The organism is Ochrobactrum sp. EDr1-4 (assembly GCF_049199085.1).
In the GTDB taxonomy this organism is placed as follows: Bacteria; Pseudomonadota; Alphaproteobacteria; order Rhizobiales; family Rhizobiaceae; genus Brucella.
In genome coordinates, this window is the sequence record NZ_JBLZOF010000001.1 from 290,129 (window position 1) to 316,021 (window position 25,893).

Consider the following 25,893-nt stretch of genomic DNA (forward strand, 5'->3'; position numbering starts at 1 on the left):
TTCTCACCATGCTTATTCTTGATGATATCTCTGTACGCATTGCCGGACGCCTTCTGATCGACCACGCCAGTGTCACACTGCCAGCGGGATCGAAGACGGGTTTCGTTGGCCGTAACGGCACCGGAAAATCCACACTTTTCCGCGTGATAACCGGTGATCTTGCGTCGGAAGGCGGCAGCATATCGTTGCCGAAGAATACGCGTATCGGTCAGGTGGCACAGGAAGCTCCCGGCACCGAAGATGCGCTGATTGAAATCGTTATGAAGGCCGACAAGGAACGCGCAGCGCTGCTTGAAGAGGCAGAAACTGCGACTGATCCGCATCGTATTGCCGAAATTCATACACGCCTTGCTGATATCAATGCCCACTCTGCGGAAGCGCGCGCAGGCGCGATCCTGTCAGGTCTGGGCTTTAATGCCGAAGCCCAACGCCGTCCGGCATCTGCCTTCTCCGGCGGCTGGCGTATGCGTGTGGCGCTCGCTGCTGTGTTGTTCTCCGAACCTGATTTACTGCTGCTTGACGAACCGACCAACTATCTCGATCTTGAAGGTGTGTTATGGCTGGTCGACTATGTGAAGCGCTATCCGCACACTGTCATCATCATCAGCCATGATCGCGATCTGCTGAACTCTGCCACCTCATCAATCATGCATCTCGATCAGAAGAAAATCAGCTTCTGGCGTGGTAATTATGATCAGTTTGAGCGGCAGCGCCATGAGATGCTTGAGCTTCAGCAAAAGGCTCACGCCAAGCAGGAAGCGCATCGCAAGCATATGGAATCTTTTGTCGAGCGATTCCGTGCGAAGGCCACCAAGGCCCGTCAGGCGCAGTCGCGCATGAAAGCTTTGGAAAAGCTGAAACCGATTGAGCTTTATGTTGAAAGCAATGTGCAGCCGTTCCGCTTTCCTGACGCTGACAAAAAGACCGCATCACCCGTCATAGCGCTCGATAACGCAGATGTAGGCTATGTTCCCGGCAAGCCGGTACTGCGCAACGTGACGCTGCGCATCGACAATGATGATCGCATTGCACTGCTTGGTTCCAATGGTAACGGTAAATCGACGCTGGCAAAACTGATTGCCGGACGCTTGCAGCCCGAAAAAGGCTCACTGACGCTTTCGCCAAGCCTCAAAGTCGCATTCTTTGCGCAGCATCAGATGGATGATCTGATCCCGGAAGACAACGCCATTGAGCATGTGCGTAAGCTTATGCCGGGTGAGTTGGAAGCGAAGGTTCGCGCACGCGTCGCCCAGATGGGACTTTCGACCGAGAAAATGCTGACACCTGCCAGAGACCTCTCTGGTGGCGAAAAAGCGCGGCTTCTGATGGGTCTTGCGACCTTCCATGGGCCAAACCTGCTGATCCTCGACGAACCTACCAACCACCTTGATATTGATAGTCGCGAAGAACTGGTTCACGCGCTCAATGATTTCAACGGCGCAGTAATTCTGATTGCGCATGATCGCCACTTGATCGAAGCCACGATGGAGCGACTGTGGCTGGTGCGTGAAGGTGGCGTCAAAGCGTTCGACGGTGATCTGGATGAATATCGTCAGATTGTTCTCGCCGATGCTAAGGGCGATCAGGTTTCAGAACGTGAAGAAGGTCCGAAGGTCAACAAGGCTGAGCAGCGCAAACTCGCTGCACAGAAGCGCGAAACATTCGCGCCCTTGCTCAAAAAGATCAAGGAAACCGAGAGCTTGATTCAGAAACTGCAGAAACAGATTCAGACATCAATGGCTCAGTTGGAAGATCCTGCTCTTTACGAGAAGGAACCGCAAAAAGCGATCCGTATCAATAAAGATATGAGCGATGCAAAATCAGCGCTCGCAGATGCGGAAGACAAATGGCTCGAAATGTCTTCCGAATATGAAGAAGCAATGGCTGAATAGTACCCAGAGCGCCGATCTGATTTTATCAGATCGGCGCTCTCAATGTTTGTTTTGACGCACATCTTGGTCCGAAAACCGCTTCACACTTTTCGGGATGTGCTCTAATCAACCCGGCGGCGAATGCGGGTCCGCATCAACGCGTAAACACCAAGCACACCAAGAATGAGGCCTATCGTTGTATAGGTCTCGTCTGCTTCTTCGGCCCCGCGCCGCAGCACAAGATCAACCTTTGAAAGTTGCAGACCATCCGTATTGCCTTGAACGGCACGGAAGGAATAAGTGCCAGACAATACGGGATCAATATCACCGGCGCTTTGGCGCAAAATGCTGCCATCCTGCGGGCGATCTGTATTGATCGAACTGCTGTTCGAAGCGAAATCCATCCCCTGCGAAAGAACAGGGAAACCGTTGCGGCTGACAGCAAGTGTTATTGCTGAACGACGTTCGGCTGGCACATAGCCCGGCAGTGGCGTTGCATCAAGAAAGATGCGCACGGGCGCGTCGCTTGCTTCAAGTTTGATTTCTTGCGTGATGAAACCAGCCTGACGGCTTTCAAGGATAGGCCAGCGACCAATTTCATCACCGGTAAAATGGCGCATATACCAAGGATAGCCCAACGCAATACTGAAACCTGCGATAATCATTGCAACGAATAGCGCGCGCATCAGGCCTTACGCTCCCAACGACGATCTGGTGTCTGTTGCCAGTAGGTCAAATCGTGGTTCTCCGTCTTAAACGACTTCCACTGCGCCCGCGCATGTTCGAGCTGTTCCTGATTGTGCCCGTCAAACATCACAACCAAACGCTCATAAGTATCAACCTGATCAAGTGAAGCGCCCTCTACAAGAAAACGGACAGTGGCGCTGTTCGAGTTTTCCTGCGTGGTGGTCAGCAAAACCGGCTGCTGCTCAGGATATGGCTCCTGATCCGTCCCATGTGCGACGAATGACGTATCGGAAAACGTCCAGAGCAGACTGTCCAGCGAATCGCGCCTCTCGTCCGTGACTGCCTGAATAGTCACACGCCAGCCACGTGTCAGCGAACGCTCAACAAGCCCCGGCAGAGCTTCATCGAGCGTCGATTCAGTCAGGTGATAAAAGAGGATTTCAGCCATGCGCTCTCTTTAGATCATTCGCTGTGGCGAAGAAAGTGATTCACCTCTTCGCCACAACGCATTGTTTCTGAATCAAATTCAGCTTTCGAAATTATCGCGAACCAACCGGTCAAGAAGACGAACGCCATAACCGGACGCCCAAGACTGGCTATATTCGTTGGTTGGCGACCCCATTGCTGTACCGGCAACATCGAGATGCGCCCAAGGTGTGTCGCCGACAAAACGCTTGAGGAACTGCGCGGCGGTAATCGAGCCTGCATGGCGACCAGAGCTGTTCTTCATGTCGGCAAACTTGGAATCGATCATCTTGTCGTATTCCTTGCCCATCGGCATACGCCACAGCTTTTCACCTGTCGCCTGACCAGCATCGTAAAGCTGGTCTGCCAATTCATCATCATTGGAAAAGAGGCCTGCATGATGCGTGCCAAGAGCCACGAGAATAGCGCCCGTCAGCGTTGCGAGGTTGATAATGAACTGCGGCTTGAAGCGGTCATTGGTATAATAAAGCGCATCAGCGAGTACGAGACGGCCTTCGGCATCAGTGTTGATGACTTCAATTGTCTGACCAGACATTGAGGTAACAATATCGCCCGGACGCTGTGCATTGCCGTCTGGCATGTTTTCAACAAGGCCAATCACACCAATGGCGTTGACCTTTGCCTTTCGTCCTGCGAGCGCACGCATCAGGCCTGTAACAGCCGCAGCGCCGCCCATGTCACCCTTCATTTCTTCCATGCCACCGGCAGGCTTGATCGAGATGCCGCCGGTGTCGAAGGTCACACCTTTGCCAACGAAGGCAACCGGCTTTTCTTTAGCCTTCGCGCCCTGCCATTCCATGATAACGAGACGTGGCGGACGCGGCGATCCCTGCGAAACGCCCAAAAGCGAGCCCATACCGAGCTTCTTCATTTCCTTTTCGCCAAGAATTTCGACCTTCACGCCCAGCTTTTCAAGCTTTTCGGCTTCTTCCGCAAATTCTACAGGGCCAAGGACATTGGCTGGTTCGTTAACAAGATCGCGTGCCTTGAGAACACCATCGGCAACAGCCTCGGCAACTTCAAGCGCCTTCTTTGCGCTGTGAGTGTCAGCCACGTGAATATGAACCTTGGCAGCATGCTTTGGTTCACCATTTTCTTCATTCTTACGTGTCTTGTAGCGATTAAATTCGTAAGAGCGCAGGATCATACCAAGCGCGACGTCGGCTGCTTCATCACCCGCAATTGTCGTTTCAGGCAGAGCCAGCGTCACTGTTGCGCGCTCAGATTTACCGATTCGCGAGAATGCCGCACCGCCGATTTTGATCCAGTCGTCATTGCCAAGTTCGCCAGGCTCTCCCGCACCAACCAGCACAATCTTATCGATACCGCCTTCAGACGTTTCAATTGCCTCTGCAGTTTTACCAAGAGCGCCTGAAAAGCCGGAAACCTCGATTATCCGAGCGATCTTATCAGCGCCACCAACTGCCAGCCCCGCCTCTTCCGCAAAGCCTCCACCTTTGGCAACCAAAACGATGCTTACGCCTTTTTGCGGTGCTGAAAATTCATTGAAGGAAAAAGAAGGGCGTTTCGACATAACAACTCCAAACAAGCCTGATTTTAAGATGACACGATTGTGTCGCGACTTTTCCCTACTCATGTGAGACGAATATGGCGAAACAGCAAGGGTATTGCGTCATCAAAATCAGTTTTACGTTAACTCCGGTGAAAACGTGCAGATTACAACTCTGGAACTATCTGTCTCATGGCCAAAGCGTTCAGCTTTAATTATTAAGTCCCCAAATCAGGCTAGCGCTGGCATCCGCCAGAAATCTTTAGTAATCTGTTAACCAAATTTCTTCGGCTAATTTTAGCCATCTGCTATTACGCTAGATTTTAATTACGAGCATTGTTTCTATCGGGACAGGCTCCTTCAACGGAACCGGGATGTAAACTCCGCCTATGAAATTGATTGAGTTGTACATCCTGCGCCGCGTGGCGGTCATGTTCTTCGCGGTGCTGGGTGCCGCGGTGGGCATTACGTGGACAGTACAAGTGCTGCAACGCGTCGACTTCTTAACGACGAGCGGCCAGTCTATCCAAACGATCATTCAATTCAGTTCGCTTCTTATTCCATCTGCAATCCCACTGGTCATGCCATTTGCGCTGATTATCGCGATCACGCAGACGCTTTCGACAATGAATCAGGATTCCGAACTCGTCGTTATCAATGCATCAGGCGCGCCACGCAGCGCGGTCATGCGACCAATCTTGTTGCTTGCAGCAATTATCTCACTCGTTTCATTTATTGTTGCGAACTATGTCGATCCCTATGCGCGCATGAACATGCGCGCGATGATTGCCAATGCGAGCGCAGACATGCTCAATGTCGTGGTACAGGAAGGTAACTTCCGCAAGCTCTCTGATAATCTCTATATTCAGATTGCAGAACGCCGCGCAGATGGAAGCATTGGCGGTCTGTTTATCGCGGATTCCCGCGACCCTAATCTCGACCTGATTTATTACGCATCGGACGGTAACATTGCCAGCACACCGGCGGGCGACATGCTTCTGATGAAGGACGGCGAAGTTCAGCGACGTGATGTTTCAGACGGCACTGTTTCAATAATCAAGTTCAATTCATACGCATTCGACCTTAGCCAGTTTACATCTGCTGGCGATGATTTCGTGATTTATGCAAAGGATCGCCCCCTCTCCTACCTGCTTAATCCCGATCCAAACGATCCAATCTTGCAAACGCGGCCGCTACGCTACAAAGCCGAATTGCATCGTCGTTTATCAGAATGGCTATACCCAATCGTTTTTGCGATGATTGCACTCGCTTTCGCTGGAGATTCGCGTTCTCACCGCGAGGCAAGAGTATCGGCGTCTTTCTCCGCGATCAGCACCGCTTTGCTCGTCTATTGGGCAGGCTATTTTTCGGCTGACCGCGCAGATAAAGACGAAACCTACATAGTAATTATGTATCTGGTGCCTGTTGGCGTAATCCTCATGACGGGCTTTGCCCTCGTTACAGGTCGGCGCATAGGCATTCCTGATAAATGGAATGATCGTGTTCTCGATGGTGCGGCGCACATCAGAAATCAAATCACAAACGCATATAACCGTGTTCTTGGGCGGTTTCGCGGAGATGCAGGAGGTCAAGCATGATTGGCTGGACACTCGGGCGTTATTTCTTCGTGCGCTATGTGCAGATTACGTTCTATTTTCTTCTCGGTATGTTTGCGCTGGCTTTGCTGCTCGATTTTACCGAAAATGCTAGCAAGCTTGCAAATCTCCCCGGCTATTCGGTGTGGATGGCGCTCGGCATCTCTGCGATGCGCGTTCCTTTTGTAATGCAACAAATGATTCCGTTCGTCGCTTTGTTTTCTGCAATGGCGACATTGATATCGCTCAACCGGAAATACGAATTGGTTGTTGCGCGCTCGGTTGGTGTATCGGCATGGCAATTCCTTCTGCCTGCGTGTTTCGGCGCATTGCTTTTTGGTTTGGCGACCATATTCATTCTCAATCCTTTTGCAGCCTATGGTTTCTCCAAGGCTGATGCGATCGCGTCCAATTGGAAAAATGGCAAAGTCACCGACGTCTCGGCGCTTCGAGATCCGTGGTTTCGACAAAAGACGGATGAAGGCGAAACGATCATTGGTGCGAAAAACATTCTTGATCGCGGCGCAACGCTTGCTGATGCGACATTCATTCAATTCGACGACAAGAAGAAAATCAAAGACCGCTTTGATGCTCGCATTGCGAAGCTCAAGGATGGTTATTGGGAACTGACAGACGTCACTCAATTCTCGCGCGGTGCGGAACCGCGCAAATTGGAGAGCAGCCAAATTCCAACGCAACTGCGTCCGGAATATGTGGAAGAAAAGCTTGCCTCCCCTGACACAATTCCTTTTACGCAACTGCGTCATAAGATCGAAGTTGCGCGCTCTTTCGGTTATTCGGCAAACGCATTTGACATGCAATACCAGTCACTTCTGGCATTGCCAGCACTGCTGATGGCAATGACACTCATTGCTGCAACAGTGTCGTTAAAATTTGTGCGATTTGGTCAGTCCGGAGCGATGATTCTGGGTGGCGTTGTCGCTGGCTTCATGCTTTATGTCGTTTCGGTCTTGGTGAAGGCTTTCGGGAATGCGGGATTCGTTCCGCCCTTCGTTGCCGCATGGGTTCCAGTTGTTATTGCAACATTTTTTGGTATCTCCTTTTTGTTGCATAAGGAGGATGGTTAGTGGGTTCGAGTAACGCCCGCATGGTTCTGCCCCACACGTTCACGCGTCTTGCACGCGGGACAGCCTTGGCGTGCGCCCTTGCTATACCTTTTATTTCAGTTGCAGTTTTCCCCTCGCAGGTTCATGCGCAGGATTCTTTGGGAGCCAATTACCAGAGCGATCCTAACGCGCGTATGCTGATGCAGGCGGATGAACTCGTCTATGATCGCGATGCAAACGTCGTTACCGCTCAGGGTAAAGTTCGCATTGAGTATGATGGTAATCGCCTCGTTGCAGATCAGGTGACCTATAATCAGCAGACCCGTCGCATGACTGCGACTGGTAATGTTGAAATAGTCGAACGTGACGGCAATAAGATTTACTCCGACCATCTCGACGTAACAGACAGTTTCCGTGATGGCTTTGTGAACGGCCTTCGCGTTGAGACAACTGATAATACTCGCTTTGCTGCTGAAAGCGCCGAGCGTAGCAATGGTGAAATCACCACATTTAACAATGGTGTCTACACCGCTTGTCAAGCTTGTGAAAAAGACCCAGACAAGCCTGTACTTTGGCAGATTAAAGCTCGTAAAATCATCTGGAATAGCGCGACAAAAACCGTGCGCTTTGAGCGGGGTAAGTTCGAGCTTTTCGGGATGCCGCTGGCATATTTCCCGTCGTTCGAGATGGCTGACCCAACAGTTAAGCGCAAAAGCGGCTTTCTGTTTCCGGGCTTTGCCTACAAGGATGACCTTGGTTTCGGTATCAAGAACTCGTATTTCTGGGCGCTTGCACCGAATTACGATCTGACGCTTTCAACCACTGCTTACACAAAGCAGGGCTTCCTCACACAGGCTGAATGGCGTCACCGCCTCGAAAACGGAACCTACAATCTTCAGATCGCAGGCATTCATCAGATGAAGCCTGGCGAATTCGACGCTGATACGATTGATCGCGATGAAAAAAATCGCGGCATGATAGCATCGAAGGGTGATTTTGATATCAATGCGCGCTGGCAGGCTGGCTGGAATATTATGGCCCAGACTGACCGTAACTTCAGCCGTACTTACGGTCTGACAGATTACGCTGCACAAACGCAGGTATCTAATATCTATTTGCGTGGCGTTAATAATCGCAATTACTTCGATCTCAATTTCTATCGCTTCAATGTGCAGGAATCTTATCCAATCACATCAGCTTACAGCGATGTGGAAATGCATTCGAAGCAGCCTTGGGTTTTTCCAAGTCTTGACTACTCCTACACTGCGCCTGAATCCGTTTATGGCGGTGAGCTGAACTTCACGGCTAACTTGCAGGCGCTTTACCGCAAGAATGCAAATTATGCTTATACATATAGGAACGGTATCCGATCGCTGCCGGATTACCCACGTATTCCCGGCTTTAGCGGAACCAATACGCGTCTGACAGGTGAAGTTGAGTGGAAGCGCACGATCATAACAGATGCAGGTCTGGTGATTACGCCTTTGCTCGCACTTCGCGCCGATGCAATCAGTGTAAACACTAACTTTGACCCGGCAGTTGCTGGTTTCACCGATGCAGTTGTTAAATCCGAAGCGCTGCGCGCGATGGCGACAGCTGGCCTTGAATTGCGTTGGCCGATCTTGTTCTCAAGCACAAGTTCAACGCATATTCTCGAACCGATCGCACAGATATATGCGCGTAACAACGAACGCTATGCAGGCCAGCTTCCGAACGAAGATGCGCAAAGCTTCGTCTTTGATGCCACCAATCTCTTTTCGCGCGACAAGTTTTCCGGCTATGATCGCGTTGAAGGTGGCACACGAGCTAATTTTGGCTTGCGCTATTCCGGCAGCTTCGAAAACAGCGATTGGAATCTTTACGCGCTTGGCGGACAGTCCATTCAGCTCGGCGGCGTAAACTCTTATGGCACGAGTGACTTCGTCAATGTCGGCGCAGATTCTGGCTTGGAAGATGCTCGTTCCGACTATGTCGGCATGATCGGCACATCAAACTCAACCGGATTTGCACTCGCTGCACGCGGTCGCTTCGATAAAGACGATCTCAACATTAAGCGCGGTGAACTCGAAGCCCAGCAAAACTGGTCCCGTGTTGGCGTTTCTGCCCGTTACGCCTACATTGCACCGCAGCCTGCTTACGGCTACTCGGAGCTTCGTCAGGAAGTTGGTGGAACAGCCACGCTTAAGATCAACGAAAACTGGCGTACTTTCGGTTCAGGCACCTATGATATGGTTTCTGACACGCTTGTTCGCGGTTCTGCCGGTCTTGCATATGATGATGAGTGCTTCACCTACTCAATGGCTTATGTTCAGACGCGAAATCCCGGCGAGAGTAAAGCGTCGCACAGCGTAGGCTTTAATATATCGTTCCGTACATTGGGTGATATTGGCAGCGGATCGCAGTCATTCTAAACAAAAGTAAAACCGGAATTGATTAAATCATTTCCGGTTTTTTTACATTTTGATTGCCCGCCATTTACTCGCATACAGCCAATTTTAATCAATTTTATTGCGTTAATAGTCGCGCTATTGCCCGTAAAATGCGTGAGGGTCATTGTTTCGCCGTACTGCCTCATTTATACAGTCATCATAATGTGATTGGCTTTTGATTGAGACTGTCTGAGCAAGACAGAACCTTTGAAGCATATCACTATGGCACATCCGGCGAGCTATGCATTGCCGACCTGAAGGAAATCGGGAAAGACAGATGATGTTTGCAAAACCTCTTTTCGCTACCATGATGGGCGCCGCTGTTTGTTTGACGGCGCTTGGAACGGGTGCGAGTCTGAGTCCGGCACTCGCCGCATCAAACTCGGCTGAGGCTAAAGTCATTGTATCCGGTAATGCAATTACCAATGGTGACATTCAACGTCGTGCAAACTTTCTTAAGTTGCAGCGCAAGGGCGGCAATCTTAATCAGACAGCCCGCCAAGAGCTGACGGATGAAATGCTCAAGCGCATTGAGATGAAAACACGCGGCATTAACATTTCCGATAAGGAAGTCGATGAAGCCTATGCGGGTTTTGCAACGCGTAACAATATGAGCGTTACCCAGCTTAATCAGGTTATGAATCAGGCTGGCATTACGCCTGATCACTTCAAGAAATACATCATGGTTCAGATGGGATGGGGCCGTCTTGTCAGCGCTCGCTTCCGTGCAACCGGCATGGTGAGTGAGCAAGACGCTGTTCAGCGCATGCTGAAAGAGGGCGGAAAGAAACCGAGTGCAACCGAATATCAGTTGCAGCAAGTTATCTTTGTTGTACCCAATGCAAAGCGCTCCCCAGCTCTATTGGCAAAACGTCGTCAGGAAGCGAATGCACTGCGCTCACGCATTCAAAGCTGTGATACGACGCGTCAGTTGACCAAAGGCATGATCGACGTAACGGTGCGCGACCTTGGGCGTATTATCGAGCAGCAGCTTCCGGGTGAATGGGCAAAGGATGTGAAAGCAACCAGCCCTAACCGTGCAACACCGCCACGCGATACCGAAAAAGGCGTTGAAATTCTCACAGTCTGCGGAACACGTAAGGTTTCTGATGATCGTGTAGCGCAGCTCGTTTTCTCCATGGAAGGCACTGATTCTGCCGATGGTCAGGAGAAGAAGGCTGATGCGTTAAGCAAGAAGTATGTTGAAGAGCTTCGCGAGAAAGCAAGCATCGTCAATCGCTAAGCTTCGATGTCGCTCATGTTTCGGCAAGCGCTGAGTGCTTAATTCGAGGGGGCTTTTGCCCCCTTATTTCATCAACTGAGATATAAGTCATGACCACGCAATCAGTTGCTCCGCTCGCACTCAGCATTGGCGACCCCTCAGGTGTTGGAGCTGACGTTGCTCTTACCGCATGGTTGCAGCGAGAAGAGCTTTACCTGCCACCGTTTTTACTGATTGCCGATCCGGAACAACTTACTGCCCGAGCGCAGCACCTTGGCCTGAATGTGCCATTGGGTGAAATCAGCAAACCAGCCGAAGCTTTCGATATTTTCGATACTAAGCTGCCTGTTTTGCCGCTTAAAAACAAACACAGTGAAAGTCCCGGCAAGCCGCTGCCCGAAAATGCAGCTGGCGTTATTGAAGCAATAGAACGGGCCGTTGAACTGACGTTAAAAGGTGAGACATCAGCAGTAGTCACCAGCCCGATTGCCAAGAAACCGCTCTATGATGCTGGCTTCAAACATCCCGGCCATACGGAATTCCTTGCTGAGCTTGCAAGCAAACATCTCGGGCGCACTGTCATCCCTGTGATGATGCTAGCTGGTCCCGAACTGCGTGCCGTACCAGTTACCATCCATATTCCGCTTGCAGATGTGCCGCGCTTGCTGACCAAGGATGATATTCTGGAGGTGGCTTATATCACCGCACAAGAGTTGACGGATCGCTTTGGTATTAGCGCCCCTCGCCTTGCGATTTCCGGCCTTAATCCTCATGCAGGTGAAGGCGGAGCGCTTGGCAAAGAAGACGACGCAATCATTCGACCAGCGGTCGAAGAATTACAGCGCGAGGGCATCAATGCATGGGGTCCGCTGCCAGCCGACACCATGTTCCATGCACCAGCACGTGCGACCTATGACGTTGCGATTTGTATGTATCATGATCAGGCACTTATCCCGGCCAAAGCGCTTGCCTTTGACGAGACAGTCAATGTTACGCTTGGGCTTCCCTTCATCCGAACATCGCCGGATCATGGGACAGCCTTCGATATTGCTGGAAAGGGCATTGCCCGTCCTGATAGTCTCATCGCATCAATCAGACTGGCGCAGGAACTCGCAGAAAACGAAGCTAGGCGGAAATCATGAGTATCGACAATCTTCCGCCATTGCGTGAGGTCATTGAACGGCACGATCTGATGCCGAAAAAGTCACTCGGACAGAACTTTCTGTTCGACCTTAATTTAACATCTAAAATTGCGCGTCAGGCAGGCAACCTTCAGGATCAGCCGGTTATCGAAGTTGGCCCGGGTCCAGGTGGCCTGACCCGTGCTTTGCTTGCTCAAGGTGCTATCGTTACCGCGATTGAACGCGATGAACGCTGTCTTGATGCACTCGCCGAAATTGAAGCGCATTATCCGGGGCGGTTACGCGTAATTTCCGGCGATGCGCTCGAACAGGATTTCAAGGCATTATTTCCTGAAGGTCCAAAGCCGCGGATCGTCGCTAACCTGCCCTATAATGTTGGCACACAATTGCTGATTAACTGGCTTTTGACTGAACCATGGCCACCGTTTTATTCCTCAATGACGCTCATGTTCCAGCGTGAAGTGGGTGAGCGTATTGTGGCTGCACCGGGCACCGACCATTATGGACGCCTCGGTGTTCTCGCAGGCTGGCGCACGCATTCACGAATTGCTTTTGATGTGCCGCCTCAAGCGTTTACCCCACCGCCGAAAGTGATGTCGTCGGTTGTGCATATTTCGCCACGCGAAGAGCTCTTACCGTGTCGTGCAGATGCGCTCGGTCAGATTACTCAGGCTGCGTTTGGGCAGCGCCGCAAAATGCTGCGTCAAAGCCTGAAACCCGTTGGCGGTACAGAACTGTTGGAAAAGACGGGGATCGACGGCACACGCCGCGCAGAGACGTTAAGTGTCGAAGAATTCGTTGCTCTGGCGAATGCCTACCGGCCTGTATGATTTAATCCATCTTTGGCGTCACTTGCTATTGGCGCCAAATTCATCTGTTTGAAAACTTTATCGACGTGATCCATCTCCGAGCGGAAACTGGACATGGACGAACCTGTCAGCTTTTCACCTGCATTCAGCTGAGCTTTGAGTGGATCAACATACTGATCACCGACTTTAAGCTCGTAATAGAGATGCGGACCTGTCGAATAGCCGGTTGAGCCGACATAGGCGATCACCTCACCTTGCTTCACATGTTGACCCGTTTTCAGGCCTTTGGCTTCGCCGGACAGATGTGCATATGTGGTGCTATAGCCACCCTGATGACGAATACGTACATATTTGCCATAGCCCTTTTGTGACGAAATCAGTTCCACAACGCCATCACCCGCAGCAACGATCGGCGAGCCAATCGGCGCATCATAATCAACGCCATTGTGGTGTTTACGGACATGCAAAACTGGATGCACTCGCCAGCCAAATCCATCATTCAGACGGCCATTTGGCAAAGGCTTATGCATCAGATATTTCGTCATCGAGGAACCATCCTCGTTGAAATAATCCGCGTTTCCCTCAACCTCATGCCGGTACAGTCGCTTGGCACGGCCATTGGTATTAAACTCGACAAATACCAGTTCTGGATCGGTATCGACGCTCTCACGGAACAGAAGATCGATCTTATCGACCCCGTTGCTGCCCTTCTGAAGAGACACGTTATTTTCGGCCGCGAGCTTTTTCACATCATCCGCGACCGCACGCGGCGCACCAGCTGCAATAAGCTGCGACTGAACAGACCCGTCATTTCGCGCTTTAGTAGACTTACGCGATGCCGAGAGCATAGCATCATGTGAAAGGCGTGCAAAAAGCCGCTGATTATCATTGGCGCGGAAAACACCATCGTCTGTTCGCCCGTAAACGGAATCAGACGAACTGCCATGTCTGAACCGCGCCATGGTGATATGTGCTGGCTTTCCGGAAGACTGATCGAGAAGCAAAACGAGATTATCACCGGGGCGAAGCTCCTTTCGCCCTAACGCCTGCTCGAGATGTGCAGCATCCTCGGCAGCAATATCGGCTGCCTGCATGAGAACCCCCACCTTCTCGCGCGACTGTGGAGCAAGAATGATTTCGTGCACTTTTGGATGAGGTATATCCGCTGGCTTGGCAAAACTTACATTCAGCGGCACGCCTTTCTGATTGGCGAGCGTTGATATTTTATCTGCCGGATCAGCGGCTTCATTGCTGTTCTCTTTGACTTGTGTCGAGGCCAGATTACGCAGACCCTGCCCGCTCGGACCACTTTTCAGATCAAGGATGACATGCTGATAGGTGAAGAGTGTCGCCTCACCGTCATCCGTGCCTTCAGCAATATCGATGCGCTTAGCAATGCGTTGGTTTTCATCAACTTCGTTTTGTGGAACCAGTCGCGCTTCTTTCTTAGCCGCATGGCTGTGCACAAGCGAGGCTGGATCAACCATGATCGGTTGCGAAGCATGTCCGTGACGCACAAGGCCTGCCGTTATCAACGCCATTGCACCACCTGCAAGAAGTGTTGCTGACGCAAGCGCAATGCACGCACGACGGTGTGTGTGAATTGAAAAACGGACGCGTTCTAAGGGCTTGAGTACGAGATGAGAAAGAGGTGCAAGTTTGGTGTGCTCACCCAAAACAGCTTGATGCGTGTCATCAGACCGGACCCTAAGATCTGGCGATACAACAACATGAATCTGCTTATCTCTGCGGGCAGTGCGAAACAGCATGCAGTGAACGGCTCCAAATTCCATCTGAAATGACAAACGGACCAGAGGGCCAGAGCGCGGCTAAATTATGGCTCCGGCGGACATAATCCACCGGAGATAACAGCACGAACACTCAAGTTAAATTTATCAGGCGCTGGCGCGCGCCTTGCGATGTGCCGACAAAGACGACCAGGTGTAAATAATCAGGCCAATCCAGATCAACACGAAAGCCACCAACTGCGCAGGCGAGAATGGTTCGTGGAAAATGAAAATCGCGAAGATGAACAATAGCGTCGGTGTCAAATACTGCATCAGGCCGAGCGTTGTATAACGCAGCAGCTTGGCTCCACCCGCATAGAGGATCAGCGGAATCGCGGTAAATGGCCCAGCCAGCAACAGCAACGAAACATCCGATGCAGCACCTGAGAAGAAATGATCCTGCCCGTTCACCAGCAGCCAGATAACATAGCCCATCGCTGGAACTGAAAGAATAACGACTTCGAGCGTAAAGCCCTGCAAAGGCGGCATTGGCAAGGATTTGCGGAAGAACCCATAAAGACCAAATGTTACTGGCAGAACCAGCGAAACCCACGGAAGGCCACCAGCATTAAAGGTGAGAACCAGCACCGCCAAGAAGGCAAAGCCAACGGCAATATATTGCACTTTTGTCAGGCGCTCACCGAGAAACAGGCCACCCAAAACCACGTTGAACAACGGATTGATGTAATAGCCAAGTGCCGCACCGATGATCTGATCATGAGCAACTGCCCAGACATAAACACACCAGTTAATGGTGATAAGGGATGCGGTGAGTGCTGCCATGGCAAGCATGCGTGGCTTGCGAAGCGTATCAAGGATTGCACGGAATTGACCGATAAAAACCAGCAAAATAGCTGCAACTGGCACCGACCAGATCACGCGATGCGCGACAATTTCAAATGCTGGCAGATGCGATAAAGCTTTGAGATAGAACGGCAAAATAGCCCAAAGACCATAAGCGCCCATAGCCATCATGAAGCCGCGGCTTCCGTCTGAAAGCTGGCCTCCAGATAAGGTCTGCTCGCTCATTTCCATCTCCGCATTAAGAAATTACTCGGAAAAGCGATAGGCTTTTCCGAGTTGGTCAAACTGCTATGCGCCGATCAATCCATAAAATCTATTCAATTATACTGATCAAAGCATCAATCTTGGTGAACGCAGTAGCTTATTCAGCCGCTACCAGGCCGGCCAAAGAACGGTTCTTCATCAGCTTATAATTGACCGAATCCATCAGCGCCTGAAACGATGCATCGATAATGTTGTCGGACACGCCAACGGTACGCCAGCGCGCACCAGTGGCGTCGCCGGATTCAATCAGAACACGGGTGATAGCCGCTGTACCGCCATTGAGGATACGCACCTTGAAATCCACCAGTTCAAGATCTTCGATCTCGTCCTGATAGCGCCCCAAATCCTTGCGTAACGCAATATCGAGCGCGTTGACAGGGCCATGGCCTTCCGCGACCGACATATGCATTTCGCCATCAACCTCCACTTTGACCACGGCTTCCGACATGGTTTTCAATGCGCCATTGGCATCAAAGCGGCGCTCAACGAGACAGCGAAAAGAATCGACTTTGAAAAACTCAGGCTGCGGCGCGAGCATATTGCGTGCCAAAAGTTCAAAACTCGCATCCGCACCTTCATAGGCATAGCCTTCGGCCTCACGCTCTTTAACCAGCGAAATCAGCGTATCGAGCCGGGCATCATTCTTAGCGACGCGAACGCCAAGGCGCTCCAATTCAGCGATGAAGTTCGATTTGCCGCCTTGATCTGACACCATAACGCGGCGGCGGTTTCCCACCGTTTCAGGAGGAACATGCTCATAGGTCTGCGGGTCTTTAAGCAATGCTGACGCATGAATGCCCGCCTTGGTCGCAAAGGCGGAAGTGCCGGTATAAGGCGCCTGCTCTACAGGCGAGCGATTGAGAATATCATCAAAAGCACGCGAAATGCGGGTAATGGCTTTCAAGGCATCCGGCTTAACACCCAACTCAAAGCGATCAGCCCAATAAGGCTTCAATGCCAGCGTCGGGATCAATGAAACGAGGTTTGCATTGCCGCAACGCTCTCCAATTCCATTCAGCGTTCCCTGCACATGGCGCACACCGGCGTCAATTGCCGCAAGCGAAACCGCGACAGCCTGTTCGGTGTCATTATGTGCATGGATGCCGAGGCTTTCACCCGGGACGATAGCCTTCACCACATTGATAATGTCGGCAACTTCCGATGGCTGGGTGCCACCATTGGTATCGCACAGTACCACCCAGCGCGCCCCCGCTTCATAAGCCGCCTTTGCGCAAGCCAATGCATATTCCGGATTGGCCTTATAACCATCGAAGAAATGTTCGCAATCAACCAGCGCCTCACGACCAGCCATACGAACAGCGGTCACCGATGCGGTAATCGATTCCAGATTTTCTTCATTGGTGCAGCCAAGTGCGATCCGCACATGATAATCCCAGCTTTTGGCAACAAAACACACGGCATCACTCGTAGCTTGCAGAAGCGCTGTCAGCCCCGGATCATTAGAAGCAGAAACGCCAGCGCGTTTGGTCATGCCGAAAGCAGCAAATTTCGCATGCGACGTCTGCCGTTTTTGGAAAAAGGCCGTATCTGTCGGATTTGCACCCGGATAGCCACCTTCGACATAATCCACGCCCAGCTCTTCAAGCAAAATGACAATCGCTTTTTTGTCTTCGACCGAGAAATCAACGCCGGGGGTTTGTTGTCCATCCCGCAAAGTCGTGTCGTAGATATAGATGCGTTCGCGTGCCATTTTGCCTGCCTGTCGGTGGGTATATGCCGTGATAATTTATGGCTTTTTAGTTTTCAGTGTCGTGGTCAGGGTGCTGGTAAGACACCATCGTTTTTACAAACTCGATACTTTCCTCATCACGCTCGGTTTCAAAACCGGGTAATTTTGCGAGGTCATCGACATAGGGCAGCTTGACTTCAACGCCCCATTGAACCGTCGGTTCGATCTCTTCTGGTGCATCGAAAGCGCCTATAGAAAGCGCCACGCCATCCGGCGCCTCGTATGTAAGCGGGGTTCCGCATTCAGGGCAGAATCCGCGCTTCACGTGATTGGACGACTGAAAACGCTTTGGCTCATTGCGGGTCCAGATGAGCTTTGCCTTGCCCACTGAGACCAGCGGCGCATAGAAATTGCCAAAGGCTTTCTGACACATGCGGCAATGACAGATGGATGCTGAGCCGAGAGCGCCCTCAACATGAAAGCGCACTGCACCACACTGGCATCCCCCGCTATAGAGCGGCTTATTATCAAGCGTCATGGCTTCCTCCCAGAAACTAAACGATCGTCAGCTTACCACTTCCCATGTCGTGATGCGTTCGCCGGTGGCAGGATCCTTGCCATCCTTCAACTGCACACCCTGCTCCAAAAGCTCATCGCGAATACGATCCGCCTCTGCCCAGTTTTTATCAGCAATTACCTGCAAACGTTCCGCAATCAGTGTTTCAATCGCTGCTGTATCGACATCTGCTTTTGCGAACACCGGCACATCCTGCTCAGTCACAAAATATGGATCAAACAGGCCCAAAAGTGCCATGCCCTCGCCCAAAGCTGCGCTATCCTTAGCCTTGAATGCCTTGCGCAGCGCTGTGATTGCTAGCCACGTGTTAACATCGTCAGACAGTGCTTCTTCAACTTCACTGAGTGCAGAAAGCTCAGACGGTACCGCAAAGCTCGTGTCACGGAGCAACTCATACCAGCGACGCAGTTCTTCTGCAGATTCTGCCAGACGTTGCGCCGTCCAGTTGATCGGCTCGCGATAATGCGTTTGCAGCATCGAAAGACGGGCAGAAAGTCCAACCCAGCGGTCGCGCGCATCCTTGTCGTCCCAAATCCCAATCTGCGGCAAACCATCATTCAACACATCGCGAATGGTGATGAAGTTGCCGAGAGACTTCGACATCTTCTGTCCTTCGACCTGAAGAAAGCCGTTATGCATCCAGATATTGGCCATGCGCTCGGTGCCAAAAGCACTGCAAGATTGCGCAAGCTCATTTTCATGATGCGGAAAGACGAGATCGATACCGCCGCCATGAATGTCGAACTGGTTTTTATAGGGATCGTCGCATTTTAAACCACCGCCAAAAGGAGCCAGCAGCTTCGCCATAGACATGGCAGAGCACTCAATATGCCAACCTGGACGGCCCAGTGTTTCAATTCCTGCTGGTGAAGCCCAGCCCGGCTCGCCATTACGCGATGGTTTCCAGAGCACAAAATCCATCTCGTCGCGCTTGTAAGAAGCGACATCGACGCGCGCGCCTGCCAGCATTTCATCGAATGGACGATGGGAAAGTGCGCCATAGCGTGCGCCGCCCAAAGCATTCATCGCCGATGGTGAAAACAGCACATGCTCATCAGCAACATAGGCCACGCCACGTTCGATGAGTTTCTCGATCATATTACGCATATCATCAAGGTGTTCGGTCGCACGCGGTTGGCTCGACGGCTCAAGATTGCCCAGGGCTTTAATGTCGGCCTGAAACTGATTGTTCGTGCCTTCGGTTACGCGACCAATTGCTTCATTGAGCGGCAGATCAGGATATTCACTCGCGGCACGTGCGTTGATCTTGTCATCAACGTCGGTGACGTTACGCGCATACGTGACCTTTTCCACGCCATAGACATGACGCAGCAGGCGAAACAGCACGTCAAAGACGATAACCGGACGGGCATTGCCGATATGGGCAAAGTCATAAACTGTTGGTCCGCAGACATACATGCGCACATTATTCGCATCGATGGGGATGAAATCCTCCTTCGTGCGGGTTGCAGTATTGTACAGACGTAGTTGCGGCGCATCAGCCATGTTATTTCCCCAAAAGACCTGAAAATACGGGCACGAAAGACCGCAGCCGTCTGGCCGGGGCGTTATCATCCTGTCTTATTTTAGGGGAGACGAAAACGGCCGGGCCAGCAAGCTGCTAGCCAATAATAATCGAACCAGTACAAATGATCGTGGTCGGCGTTTTCATGCGGCTACTTATCCTTATCGGACGCTAGGCCGTCAAGAGGCTAGACCCAAAATCTCTGTGACATTTTTACAACTTCGCAAAGTACTAATGTAAGTTAACCGGAATTCCCTAAAACCGGCTCCAAACAGCCTTCATTCCGTCCCAATCAATCACAAAATAGTGAGCGTAATTTGGAAGAGGATGGAACAATGCCTAAAAATGAACTGCAACCACGACAAGACAAGCTCATTGACCAGTATCGTGCGATCGGACCGGCCGTTCTGGTTGCAGCCTTGATGAACAAAAATGCGCGGGCAAACGAAACGCGCCGCCCAAGCAACAGCAACTCAATACTAGCTGTTAAAAAAGCGGACTAACAGGCTTAGGCCGATCAGTGTCATAACGACGCCGATGATACAGTCCAGCACGCGCCAGGCAGCCGGTTTTGCGAAAATTGGCTGCAAAAGGCGCGCCCCATAGCCGAGCGCAAAAAACCACGTAAACGAGGCTATGACTGCACCGGCACCGTATGCAGCGCGGGCTTCGTCGTGAAAGCGAGCGGAAAGACTTCCGAGCAGCACAACCGTATCCAGATAAACATGCGGATTGAGAAATGTCAGCGCCAAACAGGTAGCGACCGCCGCCTTAAGGTTGACACTACCGCTTGATTTTACCTGCATTGCTTCAGGATGAAATGCACGGCGAAAAGCAACCGACGCATACCAAAACAGAAAAGCCGCACCAGCAAGCGTTACAAATGAAATGAGCATTGGTGACTGGGCAATCAGCGTTCCGAGACCTGCCACACCTGCGATGATCAAAATCGCATCCGATAGCGCGCAAATCAGACAGAGAATGAATACGTGCTGCCGCAACAATCCCTGCCGCAGAATGAATGCGTTTTGTGCTCCAATCGCGATGATGAGAGACGCACCAAGGAAAAAGCCCGAGAAAGCTGCTGATAACACGTTGTTTTCCTGAAAATAGAATCAGAACATTGACAATTGACCGTCGGATTTTTCATCCGGATCAATCTTCTTCTTACCTGTTTTAGGTACGCGTGCAATGTCCAATACCTCTTCGACGCGGGTTTGGACATCAGGTGACGTATTGGCGACTTTGTTGACCCTATCAGACACCGGAATGGCTTCGAAAAAGTCATCCTGAACTGGCCGCATAATGTCGGCAACATCGCGCGGAAGCAAAGTCTTGCAGTTAAGCCAGCGAGCATAATCTTCAGGCTTCACCACCACAGGCATGCGTTCGTGGATCGGACGCAAGAGAGCATTGGCGCCTGTGGTGAGAATGCCTGCGGTATCGATTTGCGAACCGTCTGCACTGCTCCACGTCTCGACCAGCGCGCCAAAAGCAACAATGCCGCCGTTGCGCGGCCTGATCCAATAGGCCTGCGCCTTGTTCTTTCCCTCACGCCGCCATTCATAAAATCCGGAAGCGGGAATCAGCGCGCGCCGATGATTGAGCGCTGCGCGGAAAGAATTTTTCTCAGCCGCCGTCTCAGAGCGAATATTGAACACAAGGTGCCAGTCATTCGGGTCTTTCACCCATGACGGCACAAATCCCCAGCGCACCAGCATGCCGGTTCGGTCAGGCCTGTTACTTCCCTGCGGCGGTGTTTCTCCTGCCAGAACGGACAAGATCGGCTGGGTCGGCGCAATATTATAGCGCGGCGGAAAGTCTTCATCGATCATTGCACCGAGCAATGCTTCGACTTCCTCGCGGTTTGCAGTCAAAGAAAAACGTCCACACATAGCGGCCATGTTCAGACTTTTGCATGATTGGTCAAGTGCGCTTTGCGGTTGCCAAAACAAGCTGGTCGGATCATATCTTGCATATGGTCACAGTTCCCGTCATTCCCGCTCCGCTTCAAATTCATGGCGTTTCGCTGATCTGTCGGCGCGACGGTCGTTTTTTGCTGGTTGAACGTGGAAAAGAGCCTTGGAAGGGCTGGCTGGCCTTCCCCGGTGGGGGCATAGAAGCCGGCGAAACGCCCGAAGAAGCAGCGCACCGGGAACTAAAAGAGGAAACCGCACTCAGTGCTGGCTCGCTAAGTCATGTAATTACAGTTGATCTGGCACTTGAGGGCAAAGCCTATGCAAAGAGCTATTTCCTCTCGGTCTATCGCGCTTTCGATATTTCGGGCGTTGAACAGGCTGGTGATGATGCTGCAGCCATCCACTGGCTGACGATTGATGAAATGGCAGAAGCTAACGTAACCGACAGCACGGTGGATGTTGCACGCTCGGTGGCGGAAGAAGAAGACCAACTCAGCTATTGATCAGCAGCGCATCTTGAAGTGGCCATGTTTGCGAGCAAAAAGGCGGTCTGAAAGAAGGGTTTAAGTTTGAGAAGCAACACGCTTTCGCTGATCGTAATCAGTTTATGGCTGGGTATGGCTTCCCCGGCCCTTGCTGCGCAAAACACTCCTTATGAAGGCAAAATGCAAAGACTGGCAGAGGTGCTTGGTTCACTGCACTATCTGCGCAATCTGTGCGGAGAAACCAGCAATGAGTGGCGCGAACGCATGGACGCGATCATTGCCACTGAAAAGCCTGATGAGAGCGAACGCGTTCGGCTTATTTCAAGCTTTAACCATGGCTATCGCGCCTTCAGCAACAATTATCTACGCTGCACGCCCTCCGCACTTGCGGCGATTGATCGCTATATGAAAGAGGGAGAAAGCTTGTCTAACGAGCTTATCTCGCGCTATGGAAATTAACCAATTCTTCAGTCTTATGCGGATGGACTGCAAATGCCTCATTTAAATCCGCAGTAATCTGTTAACACTGTCTTAAATGATAGGAAGGCCGCACAAGTGTTCGTGCTCCCGATTTCGGTGAGAGGTCATTTGAAGAGCCAGAAGGGCGCAAGCCGGGATGAAACCAATGGATTATATGCCAGCCGATCTGGACGAGATGATCGCCCGCGAAAAAAAGCTTGTGGCGATTGAATACCAGAATGAGGCTTGGGCGGATGGCATTTCCGAAGGCATTGAGCCTGAGATTCTAGCCGAAGCAGCTTTTACGACAGCGCTTACAGAGCTTATGCGCGAGGCCGGTGAAGATTCGGCCCTCGAACTAATCGAGAAAATGCGCGAACAGATTATCGCCGGTACATTCCTGCCGCAGCGGGTGTTGCAGTAATTCGCACGTCGATAGAGCAAGCAGTTGCTCTATCTCATTCCTTTTACGCATATCGTTACCGGAAAACCGGTTCCCACTTTTCCGCGACATGCTCTGGGCGGGAAGTCATAAACCCGCTCCCATACCCTGCGGAACTGCCTTGTCGAGGCAAAGCCCGAGCGTTCCGCAACACTCTCCATATCCAAACCAGAATTCGCCAGCATTTCGCGGGCGAGGCTTATTTTCAGCCTGTTTGCATAATCTGTGACACTCATCCCAGCATGTTCATTGAACAAGCGCGACAGATTGCGTGGACTTGCGCCACTGGCCTCAGCCAATTTTTCAACAGACCAGTTTTCTGCCGGATTTCCAGTAATCGCATCCTGCGCACGATGCACAACCGGGTGCATGTGATTGCGGCCTTCAAGCCATGGTGAAAGCTGCGGATCATTGCCACTACGGCGCAGATAAACCACCAGATAACGCGCCACCGACAATGCAAGTGCATGCCCTGCCATCTCAGCCACAATATGCAGCATGAGATCAATGCCTGCGGTAATTCCGGCACTTGTCAGCCTGTCGCGATCTTCCACAAACAGCCGGTTTTGCAACACGCGTGACGTCGGCGCTAATCGGTGCAGTTCCTCAATCGCCATATGATGGGTTGTGCACTCATAGCCTTCAAGCAGTCCCGCACGCGCTGCAAGCAACGCGCCGGAACAGATGGAAACCAGCTTTACACCGAGGCGAATTGTACGGCGCAACCAGCTGACAATTTGCGCCTCCAGAATTGCGTCATCGTCGCGGCTAGTGACAGCACCGCCCATCGGCACATCGGCAGAACCCGAAATGACGACAAGCGCATCATCGGGCAAGGCTTCTGGCAGCGGTGAAATATTGGCAACTGACAGCCCTATCGAACTCGTGACCTCTTCAGATGGACCGATATAGTGCACATCAAACTGTATGGAGCTTTGTTCGAGATTAGCCTTGCGTAAAACCTCTATCGGTCCCGCCACGTCGAGCAAAAGCGTGCGCGGCGGGATAACGACAAACACGGGAATAGTTTTCAGACTGTCAGCGGATTGGTTCATGCAGCCTTCTGTTCAGCAATGCCTTCAAGAGCCTGCTCTACTGTTGCAATACGGGCAAAACGACCTGCGAGAACAAGCTCTGTGCGTGCACGAATTTCCGCTGCACTCCATTCGTGTCCATTCACATCCGTCATTGGAAATGTCAGCGTTGCCTCGCCTACAAAATCAACATCGAAACCAAGATCGGATGCCTGACGCGTGGTGGTCTCACAGCACTGTTCAGTCCGGATACCGGAAACAATAACCCGCCTAATGCCTCTGGAGATGAGCCAGACATCAAGGTCTGTGCCGACCAGCGCACTATGACGGCGCTTTCGAAAGGTCGCATCGGGTTCATAGGCAATGGGTGCGAGTGTTTTCACATTGCCCGATTCTTCCGAAAACGGGCCGCTATCCTCGACGTGAAAAATCTGCACAACCGGTATGCCCTTGCGCTTGGCACCGTCAATCAGCGCCTGTTGCCGCTCAATATAAGCGGCAACCTCTTCATCGCGGTAATATGGACGATGACGGAAAGATTCCTGAACATCGACAACCAGCAGTGCAGTATCATTAGCGGACATTTCACGCTCCATGTAAAACTATACAAGGAGACGATAGCGCCTGCAATATAAGCTGAAAGCCCCACCTCGGACAAAGATGGGACATTTCACGCCAAAGCATTATCCGCGTGGCGGCAATGCTTCCAGAAACTCGACGGGCTCACCCTTGTTCGGGTTGATGATTTCTGCTTCCCACATAACCTTGATCCCGCGCACAAAAGTGCCAACCGGCCAGCCGGTGACAGTCTTGCCATGATAAGGCGTCCAGCCAGCTTTAGAGCCTGCCTGCTCATGGGTGATCGTTTCGCGGCGCTTCATATCAACGATTGTCAGATCAGCATCATAACCAACGGCGATACGCCCCTTGCGTGCCATACCGAAAATGCGGTTCGGGCCGTGGCTCGACAGATCGACAAAGCGCTCCAGCGAAAGCTTACCGGCATTGACATGATCAAGCATGATCGGCACCAGCGTCTGAACACCGGTCATACCGGATGGTGATGCAGGATAAGGCTTCTGCTTTTCTTCAAGCGTATGCGGCGCATGATCAGAACCGAGAACATCGACAATGCCCTGATCAATGCCTTTCCAGATACCGTCACGATGGCGCTTGTCGCGCACAGGCGGGTTCATCTGGATAAGGTTGCCAAGCGTTGCATATTCATCTGCTGACAATGTGAGGTGATGCGGGGTGGCTTCGCAGGTTGCCACGTCTTTGTGACCCTGAAGGAAGTCGATTTCTTCGGCAGTTGAAATATGCAGCACATGGATGCGTGCGCCGGTTTCCCGCGCAATCCGCACCAGACGTTCGGTGCATTGCAGTGCCGCAATCTCGTCACGCCAAACAGGATGGCTCGACGGATCACCTGCCACACGCAGGCCTTCTCGTTCTTTCAGACGAAACTCATCTTCGGAATGAAACGCCGCACGACGGCGCGTGTTCTTGAGAATTGAGCGAACACCATCATCGTCCTCAACCAGCAGATCGCCGGTTGATGAACCCATGAAGACCTTGATACCAGCCGCCCCCGGCAAGCGTTCAAGTTCAGCTACGTCTTTTGCATTGTCACGCGTGCCGCCGACCCAGAAGGCAAAATCGCAATGCATACGATGACGGCCACGACGAATCTTGTCTTCCAGCGTTTCAGCAGTGGTTGTCAGCGGCTTGGTATTCGGCATTTCAAACACCGAGGTCACGCCGCCAAGAACGGCAGCCAGCGAACCGGTTTCCAAATCTTCCTTGTGTTCAAGACCCGGCTCACGGAAATGCACCTGACTATCAACCACACCCGGCAGGATATGCAGGCCGGTACAGTCAATCACTTCACCCGCAGAATTTGCTGACAGAGAACCAATTGCCTCTATGCGCCCATTACGAATGCCAATGTCGCGCTGACCGGTGCCGTCATGATTGACGATGGTTGCACCTTTCAGGATCGTATCGAACGTATGGGCCATTGTTGTCTCCTGCTGGCTTGATGGGGCTTGCGAGCGTCTTCAATGCGGCTTACGTAACGATGATTATA

General features: G+C 51.8%; 24 protein-coding genes. 11 read left to right on the forward strand and 13 right to left on the reverse strand.

Translation table 11 applies throughout. The features are described from left to right. Positions 1–8: 8 nt before the first annotated feature. Positions 9–1,892: an ABC-F family ATP-binding cassette domain-containing protein gene (locus ACOZHT_RS01515; protein WP_339508259.1), complete on the forward strand. Its 1,884-nt coding sequence runs from the start codon at positions 9–11 to the stop codon at positions 1,890–1,892. 101 nt (positions 1,893–1,993) lie between these two features. Here ACOZHT_RS01515 and bspB read toward each other — a convergent pair whose 3' ends face one another. The 3 genes from bspB to ACOZHT_RS01530 form a co-directional block, all read right to left on the reverse strand. Next, positions 1,994–2,557 carry a type IV secretion system effector BspB gene (gene bspB, locus ACOZHT_RS01520; protein ID WP_339508257.1) on the reverse strand — a complete coding sequence of 188 codons (564 nt, stop codon included), beginning with the start codon at positions 2,555–2,557 and terminating at the stop codon, positions 1,994–1,996. Next, entirely contained in the window at positions 2,557–3,006 is a 450-nt protein-coding gene (locus ACOZHT_RS01525) for a DNA polymerase III subunit chi (protein WP_339508255.1), read from the reverse strand. The genes bspB and ACOZHT_RS01525 overlap by 1 nt, the downstream gene beginning before the upstream one ends. A 78-nt stretch (positions 3,007–3,084) precedes the next feature. Continuing rightward, on the reverse strand, positions 3,085–4,578 hold the full coding sequence (locus tag ACOZHT_RS01530; protein WP_339508253.1) for a leucyl aminopeptidase: 1,494 nt from the start codon (positions 4,576–4,578) through the stop codon (positions 3,085–3,087). A 365-nt stretch (positions 4,579–4,943) separates the two neighbouring features. Between ACOZHT_RS01530 and lptF the strand changes: the two genes are divergently transcribed. The 6 genes from lptF (at position 4,944) to rsmA (ending at position 12,839) form a co-directional block, all read left to right on the forward strand. Then, a complete protein-coding gene (lptF, locus tag ACOZHT_RS01535; protein WP_339508251.1) occupies positions 4,944–6,152 on the forward strand; it encodes an LPS export ABC transporter permease LptF in 1,209 nt (402 codons plus the stop codon). Next, positions 6,149–7,237 (forward strand): LPS export ABC transporter permease LptG, encoded by a 1,089-nt coding sequence (gene lptG, locus ACOZHT_RS01540; protein WP_339508249.1) that lies wholly within the window; start codon positions 6,149–6,151, stop codon positions 7,235–7,237. The genes lptF and lptG overlap by 4 nt, the downstream gene beginning before the upstream one ends. Before the next feature lie 20 nt (positions 7,238–7,257). Then, complete coding sequence (locus ACOZHT_RS01545; RefSeq protein WP_339508909.1) at positions 7,258–9,627, forward strand: LPS-assembly protein LptD; 2,370 nt, start codon at positions 7,258–7,260, stop codon at positions 9,625–9,627. Between the two features lie 295 nt (positions 9,628–9,922). After that, positions 9,923–10,888: a peptidylprolyl isomerase gene (locus ACOZHT_RS01550; RefSeq protein WP_339508247.1), complete on the forward strand. Its 966-nt coding sequence runs from the start codon at positions 9,923–9,925 to the stop codon at positions 10,886–10,888. A gap of 89 nt (positions 10,889–10,977) precedes the next feature. Next, positions 10,978–12,009 carry a 4-hydroxythreonine-4-phosphate dehydrogenase PdxA gene (gene pdxA, locus ACOZHT_RS01555; RefSeq protein WP_339508245.1) on the forward strand — a complete coding sequence of 344 codons (1,032 nt, stop codon included), beginning with the start codon at positions 10,978–10,980 and terminating at the stop codon, positions 12,007–12,009. Continuing rightward, positions 12,006–12,839 carry a 16S rRNA (adenine(1518)-N(6)/adenine(1519)-N(6))-dimethyltransferase RsmA gene (rsmA, locus tag ACOZHT_RS01560; RefSeq protein WP_339508243.1) on the forward strand — a complete coding sequence of 278 codons (834 nt, stop codon included), beginning with the start codon at positions 12,006–12,008 and terminating at the stop codon, positions 12,837–12,839. Before pdxA ends, rsmA begins: the two co-directional genes overlap by 4 nt. On the opposite strand, the gene ACOZHT_RS01565 is transcribed toward rsmA, so the two are convergent. From ACOZHT_RS01565 to cysS, 5 genes are all read right to left on the reverse strand, one after another. After that, positions 12,824–14,587, reverse strand: a complete 1,764-nt coding sequence (locus ACOZHT_RS01565) for a M23 family metallopeptidase (RefSeq protein ID WP_339508241.1) — start codon at positions 14,585–14,587, stop codon at positions 12,824–12,826. The two genes, rsmA and ACOZHT_RS01565, sit on opposite strands and share 16 nt — an antisense overlap. Before the next feature lie 126 nt (positions 14,588–14,713). Beyond that, the gene (gene rarD, locus ACOZHT_RS01570; RefSeq protein WP_339508239.1) at positions 14,714–15,634 is read right to left on the reverse strand and encodes an EamA family transporter RarD; all 921 of its coding nucleotides are present in this window, start codon (positions 15,632–15,634) and stop codon (positions 14,714–14,716) included. A 136-nt stretch (positions 15,635–15,770) separates the two neighbouring features. Continuing rightward, the gene (cimA, locus tag ACOZHT_RS01575) at positions 15,771–17,384 is read right to left on the reverse strand and encodes a citramalate synthase (protein WP_339508238.1); all 1,614 of its coding nucleotides are present in this window, start codon (positions 17,382–17,384) and stop codon (positions 15,771–15,773) included. Positions 17,385–17,430: 46 nt separating this feature from the next. Continuing rightward, complete coding sequence (locus ACOZHT_RS01580) at positions 17,431–17,901, reverse strand: GFA family protein (RefSeq protein ID WP_339508236.1); 471 nt, start codon at positions 17,899–17,901, stop codon at positions 17,431–17,433. Between the two features lie 27 nt (positions 17,902–17,928). Beyond that, positions 17,929–19,446 (reverse strand): cysteine--tRNA ligase, encoded by a 1,518-nt coding sequence (cysS, locus tag ACOZHT_RS01585; protein ID WP_339508234.1) that lies wholly within the window; start codon positions 19,444–19,446, stop codon positions 17,929–17,931. A 354-nt stretch (positions 19,447–19,800) separates the two neighbouring features. On the opposite strand from cysS, the gene ACOZHT_RS01590 reads away from it, so the two are divergent. Further along, a complete protein-coding gene (locus tag ACOZHT_RS01590; RefSeq protein WP_339508233.1) occupies positions 19,801–19,968 on the forward strand; it encodes a hydrolase in 168 nt (55 codons plus the stop codon). Here ACOZHT_RS01590 and ACOZHT_RS01595 read toward each other — a convergent pair. Then, the gene (locus ACOZHT_RS01595) at positions 19,945–20,559 is read right to left on the reverse strand and encodes a LysE/ArgO family amino acid transporter (RefSeq protein WP_421565276.1); all 615 of its coding nucleotides are present in this window, start codon (positions 20,557–20,559) and stop codon (positions 19,945–19,947) included. The genes ACOZHT_RS01590 and ACOZHT_RS01595 overlap by 24 nt on opposite strands. 21 nt (positions 20,560–20,580) lie before the next feature. Next, positions 20,581–21,360 carry an SOS response-associated peptidase gene (locus ACOZHT_RS01600; protein WP_339508908.1) on the reverse strand — a complete coding sequence of 260 codons (780 nt, stop codon included), beginning with the start codon at positions 21,358–21,360 and terminating at the stop codon, positions 20,581–20,583. A gap of 83 nt (positions 21,361–21,443) precedes the next feature. On the opposite strand from ACOZHT_RS01600, the gene ACOZHT_RS01605 reads away from it, so the two are divergent. The 3 genes from ACOZHT_RS01605 to ACOZHT_RS01615 all read left to right on the forward strand — a co-directional run bounded on the left by ACOZHT_RS01605 (position 21,444) and on the right by ACOZHT_RS01615 (position 22,752). After that, positions 21,444–21,887, forward strand: coding sequence for an NUDIX hydrolase (locus tag ACOZHT_RS01605; RefSeq protein ID WP_339508907.1), 444 nt, complete (start codon positions 21,444–21,446; stop codon positions 21,885–21,887). 114 nt (positions 21,888–22,001) lie between these two features. Then, positions 22,002–22,328 (forward strand): TIGR02301 family protein, encoded by a 327-nt coding sequence (locus ACOZHT_RS01610; RefSeq protein ID WP_339508906.1) that lies wholly within the window; start codon positions 22,002–22,004, stop codon positions 22,326–22,328. Between the two features lie 166 nt (positions 22,329–22,494). Continuing rightward, positions 22,495–22,752, forward strand: coding sequence for a hypothetical protein (locus tag ACOZHT_RS01615; protein WP_339508229.1), 258 nt, complete (start codon positions 22,495–22,497; stop codon positions 22,750–22,752). 29 nt (positions 22,753–22,781) lie between these two features. Here the strand turns inward: ACOZHT_RS01615 and ACOZHT_RS01620 are convergent, their stop codons facing one another. From ACOZHT_RS01620 to ACOZHT_RS01630, 3 genes are all read right to left on the reverse strand, one after another. Then, the gene (locus ACOZHT_RS01620) at positions 22,782–23,825 is read right to left on the reverse strand and encodes a GlxA family transcriptional regulator (protein WP_421565277.1); all 1,044 of its coding nucleotides are present in this window, start codon (positions 23,823–23,825) and stop codon (positions 22,782–22,784) included. Next, on the reverse strand, positions 23,822–24,388 hold the full coding sequence (locus ACOZHT_RS01625; protein WP_339508226.1) for an isochorismatase family protein: 567 nt from the start codon (positions 24,386–24,388) through the stop codon (positions 23,822–23,824). The genes ACOZHT_RS01620 and ACOZHT_RS01625 overlap by 4 nt, the downstream gene beginning before the upstream one ends. Positions 24,389–24,487: 99 nt before the next feature. After that, positions 24,488–25,825 carry a dihydroorotase gene (locus tag ACOZHT_RS01630; RefSeq protein WP_421565278.1) on the reverse strand — a complete coding sequence of 446 codons (1,338 nt, stop codon included), beginning with the start codon at positions 25,823–25,825 and terminating at the stop codon, positions 24,488–24,490. Between the last annotated feature and the right edge of the window lie 68 nt (positions 25,826–25,893).

Bases quoted from the DNA above. Each gene is read 5' to 3' on its own strand.
- ACOZHT_RS01515 (WP_339508259.1), top strand. From the start codon at position 9: ATGCTTATTCTTGATGATATCTCTGTACGCATTGCCGGACGCCTTCTG.
- bspB (WP_339508257.1), bottom strand. From the start codon at position 2,557: ATGCGCGCGCTATTCGTTGCAATGATTATCGCAGGTTTCAGTATTGCG.
- ACOZHT_RS01525 (WP_339508255.1), bottom strand. From the start codon at position 3,006: ATGGCTGAAATCCTCTTTTATCACCTGACTGAATCGACGCTCGATGAA.
- ACOZHT_RS01530 (WP_339508253.1), bottom strand. From the start codon at position 4,578: ATGTCGAAACGCCCTTCTTTTTCCTTCAATGAATTTTCAGCACCGCAA.
- lptF (WP_339508251.1), top strand. From the start codon at position 4,944: ATGAAATTGATTGAGTTGTACATCCTGCGCCGCGTGGCGGTCATGTTC.
- lptG (WP_339508249.1), top strand. From the start codon at position 6,149: ATGATTGGCTGGACACTCGGGCGTTATTTCTTCGTGCGCTATGTGCAG.
- ACOZHT_RS01545 (WP_339508909.1), top strand. From the start codon at position 7,258: ATGGTTCTGCCCCACACGTTCACGCGTCTTGCACGCGGGACAGCCTTG.
- ACOZHT_RS01550 (WP_339508247.1), top strand. From the start codon at position 9,923: ATGATGTTTGCAAAACCTCTTTTCGCTACCATGATGGGCGCCGCTGTT.
- pdxA (WP_339508245.1), top strand. From the start codon at position 10,978: ATGACCACGCAATCAGTTGCTCCGCTCGCACTCAGCATTGGCGACCCC.
- rsmA (WP_339508243.1), top strand. From the start codon at position 12,006: ATGAGTATCGACAATCTTCCGCCATTGCGTGAGGTCATTGAACGGCAC.
- ACOZHT_RS01565 (WP_339508241.1), bottom strand. From the start codon at position 14,587: ATGCTGTTTCGCACTGCCCGCAGAGATAAGCAGATTCATGTTGTTGTA.
- rarD (WP_339508239.1), bottom strand. From the start codon at position 15,634: ATGAGCGAGCAGACCTTATCTGGAGGCCAGCTTTCAGACGGAAGCCGC.
- cimA (WP_339508238.1), bottom strand. From the start codon at position 17,384: ATGGCACGCGAACGCATCTATATCTACGACACGACTTTGCGGGATGGA.
- ACOZHT_RS01580 (WP_339508236.1), bottom strand. From the start codon at position 17,901: ATGACGCTTGATAATAAGCCGCTCTATAGCGGGGGATGCCAGTGTGGT.
- cysS (WP_339508234.1), bottom strand. From the start codon at position 19,446: ATGGCTGATGCGCCGCAACTACGTCTGTACAATACTGCAACCCGCACG.
- ACOZHT_RS01590 (WP_339508233.1), top strand. From the start codon at position 19,801: ATGCCTAAAAATGAACTGCAACCACGACAAGACAAGCTCATTGACCAG.
- ACOZHT_RS01600 (WP_339508908.1), bottom strand. From the start codon at position 21,360: ATGTGTGGACGTTTTTCTTTGACTGCAAACCGCGAGGAAGTCGAAGCA.
- ACOZHT_RS01605 (WP_339508907.1), top strand. From the start codon at position 21,444: ATGGTCACAGTTCCCGTCATTCCCGCTCCGCTTCAAATTCATGGCGTT.
- ACOZHT_RS01610 (WP_339508906.1), top strand. From the start codon at position 22,002: ATGGCTTCCCCGGCCCTTGCTGCGCAAAACACTCCTTATGAAGGCAAA.
- ACOZHT_RS01615 (WP_339508229.1), top strand. From the start codon at position 22,495: ATGGATTATATGCCAGCCGATCTGGACGAGATGATCGCCCGCGAAAAA.
- ACOZHT_RS01620 (WP_421565277.1), bottom strand. From the start codon at position 23,825: ATGAACCAATCCGCTGACAGTCTGAAAACTATTCCCGTGTTTGTCGTT.
- ACOZHT_RS01625 (WP_339508226.1), bottom strand. From the start codon at position 24,388: ATGTCCGCTAATGATACTGCACTGCTGGTTGTCGATGTTCAGGAATCT.
- ACOZHT_RS01630 (WP_421565278.1), bottom strand. From the start codon at position 25,825: ATGGCCCATACGTTCGATACGATCCTGAAAGGTGCAACCATCGTCAAT.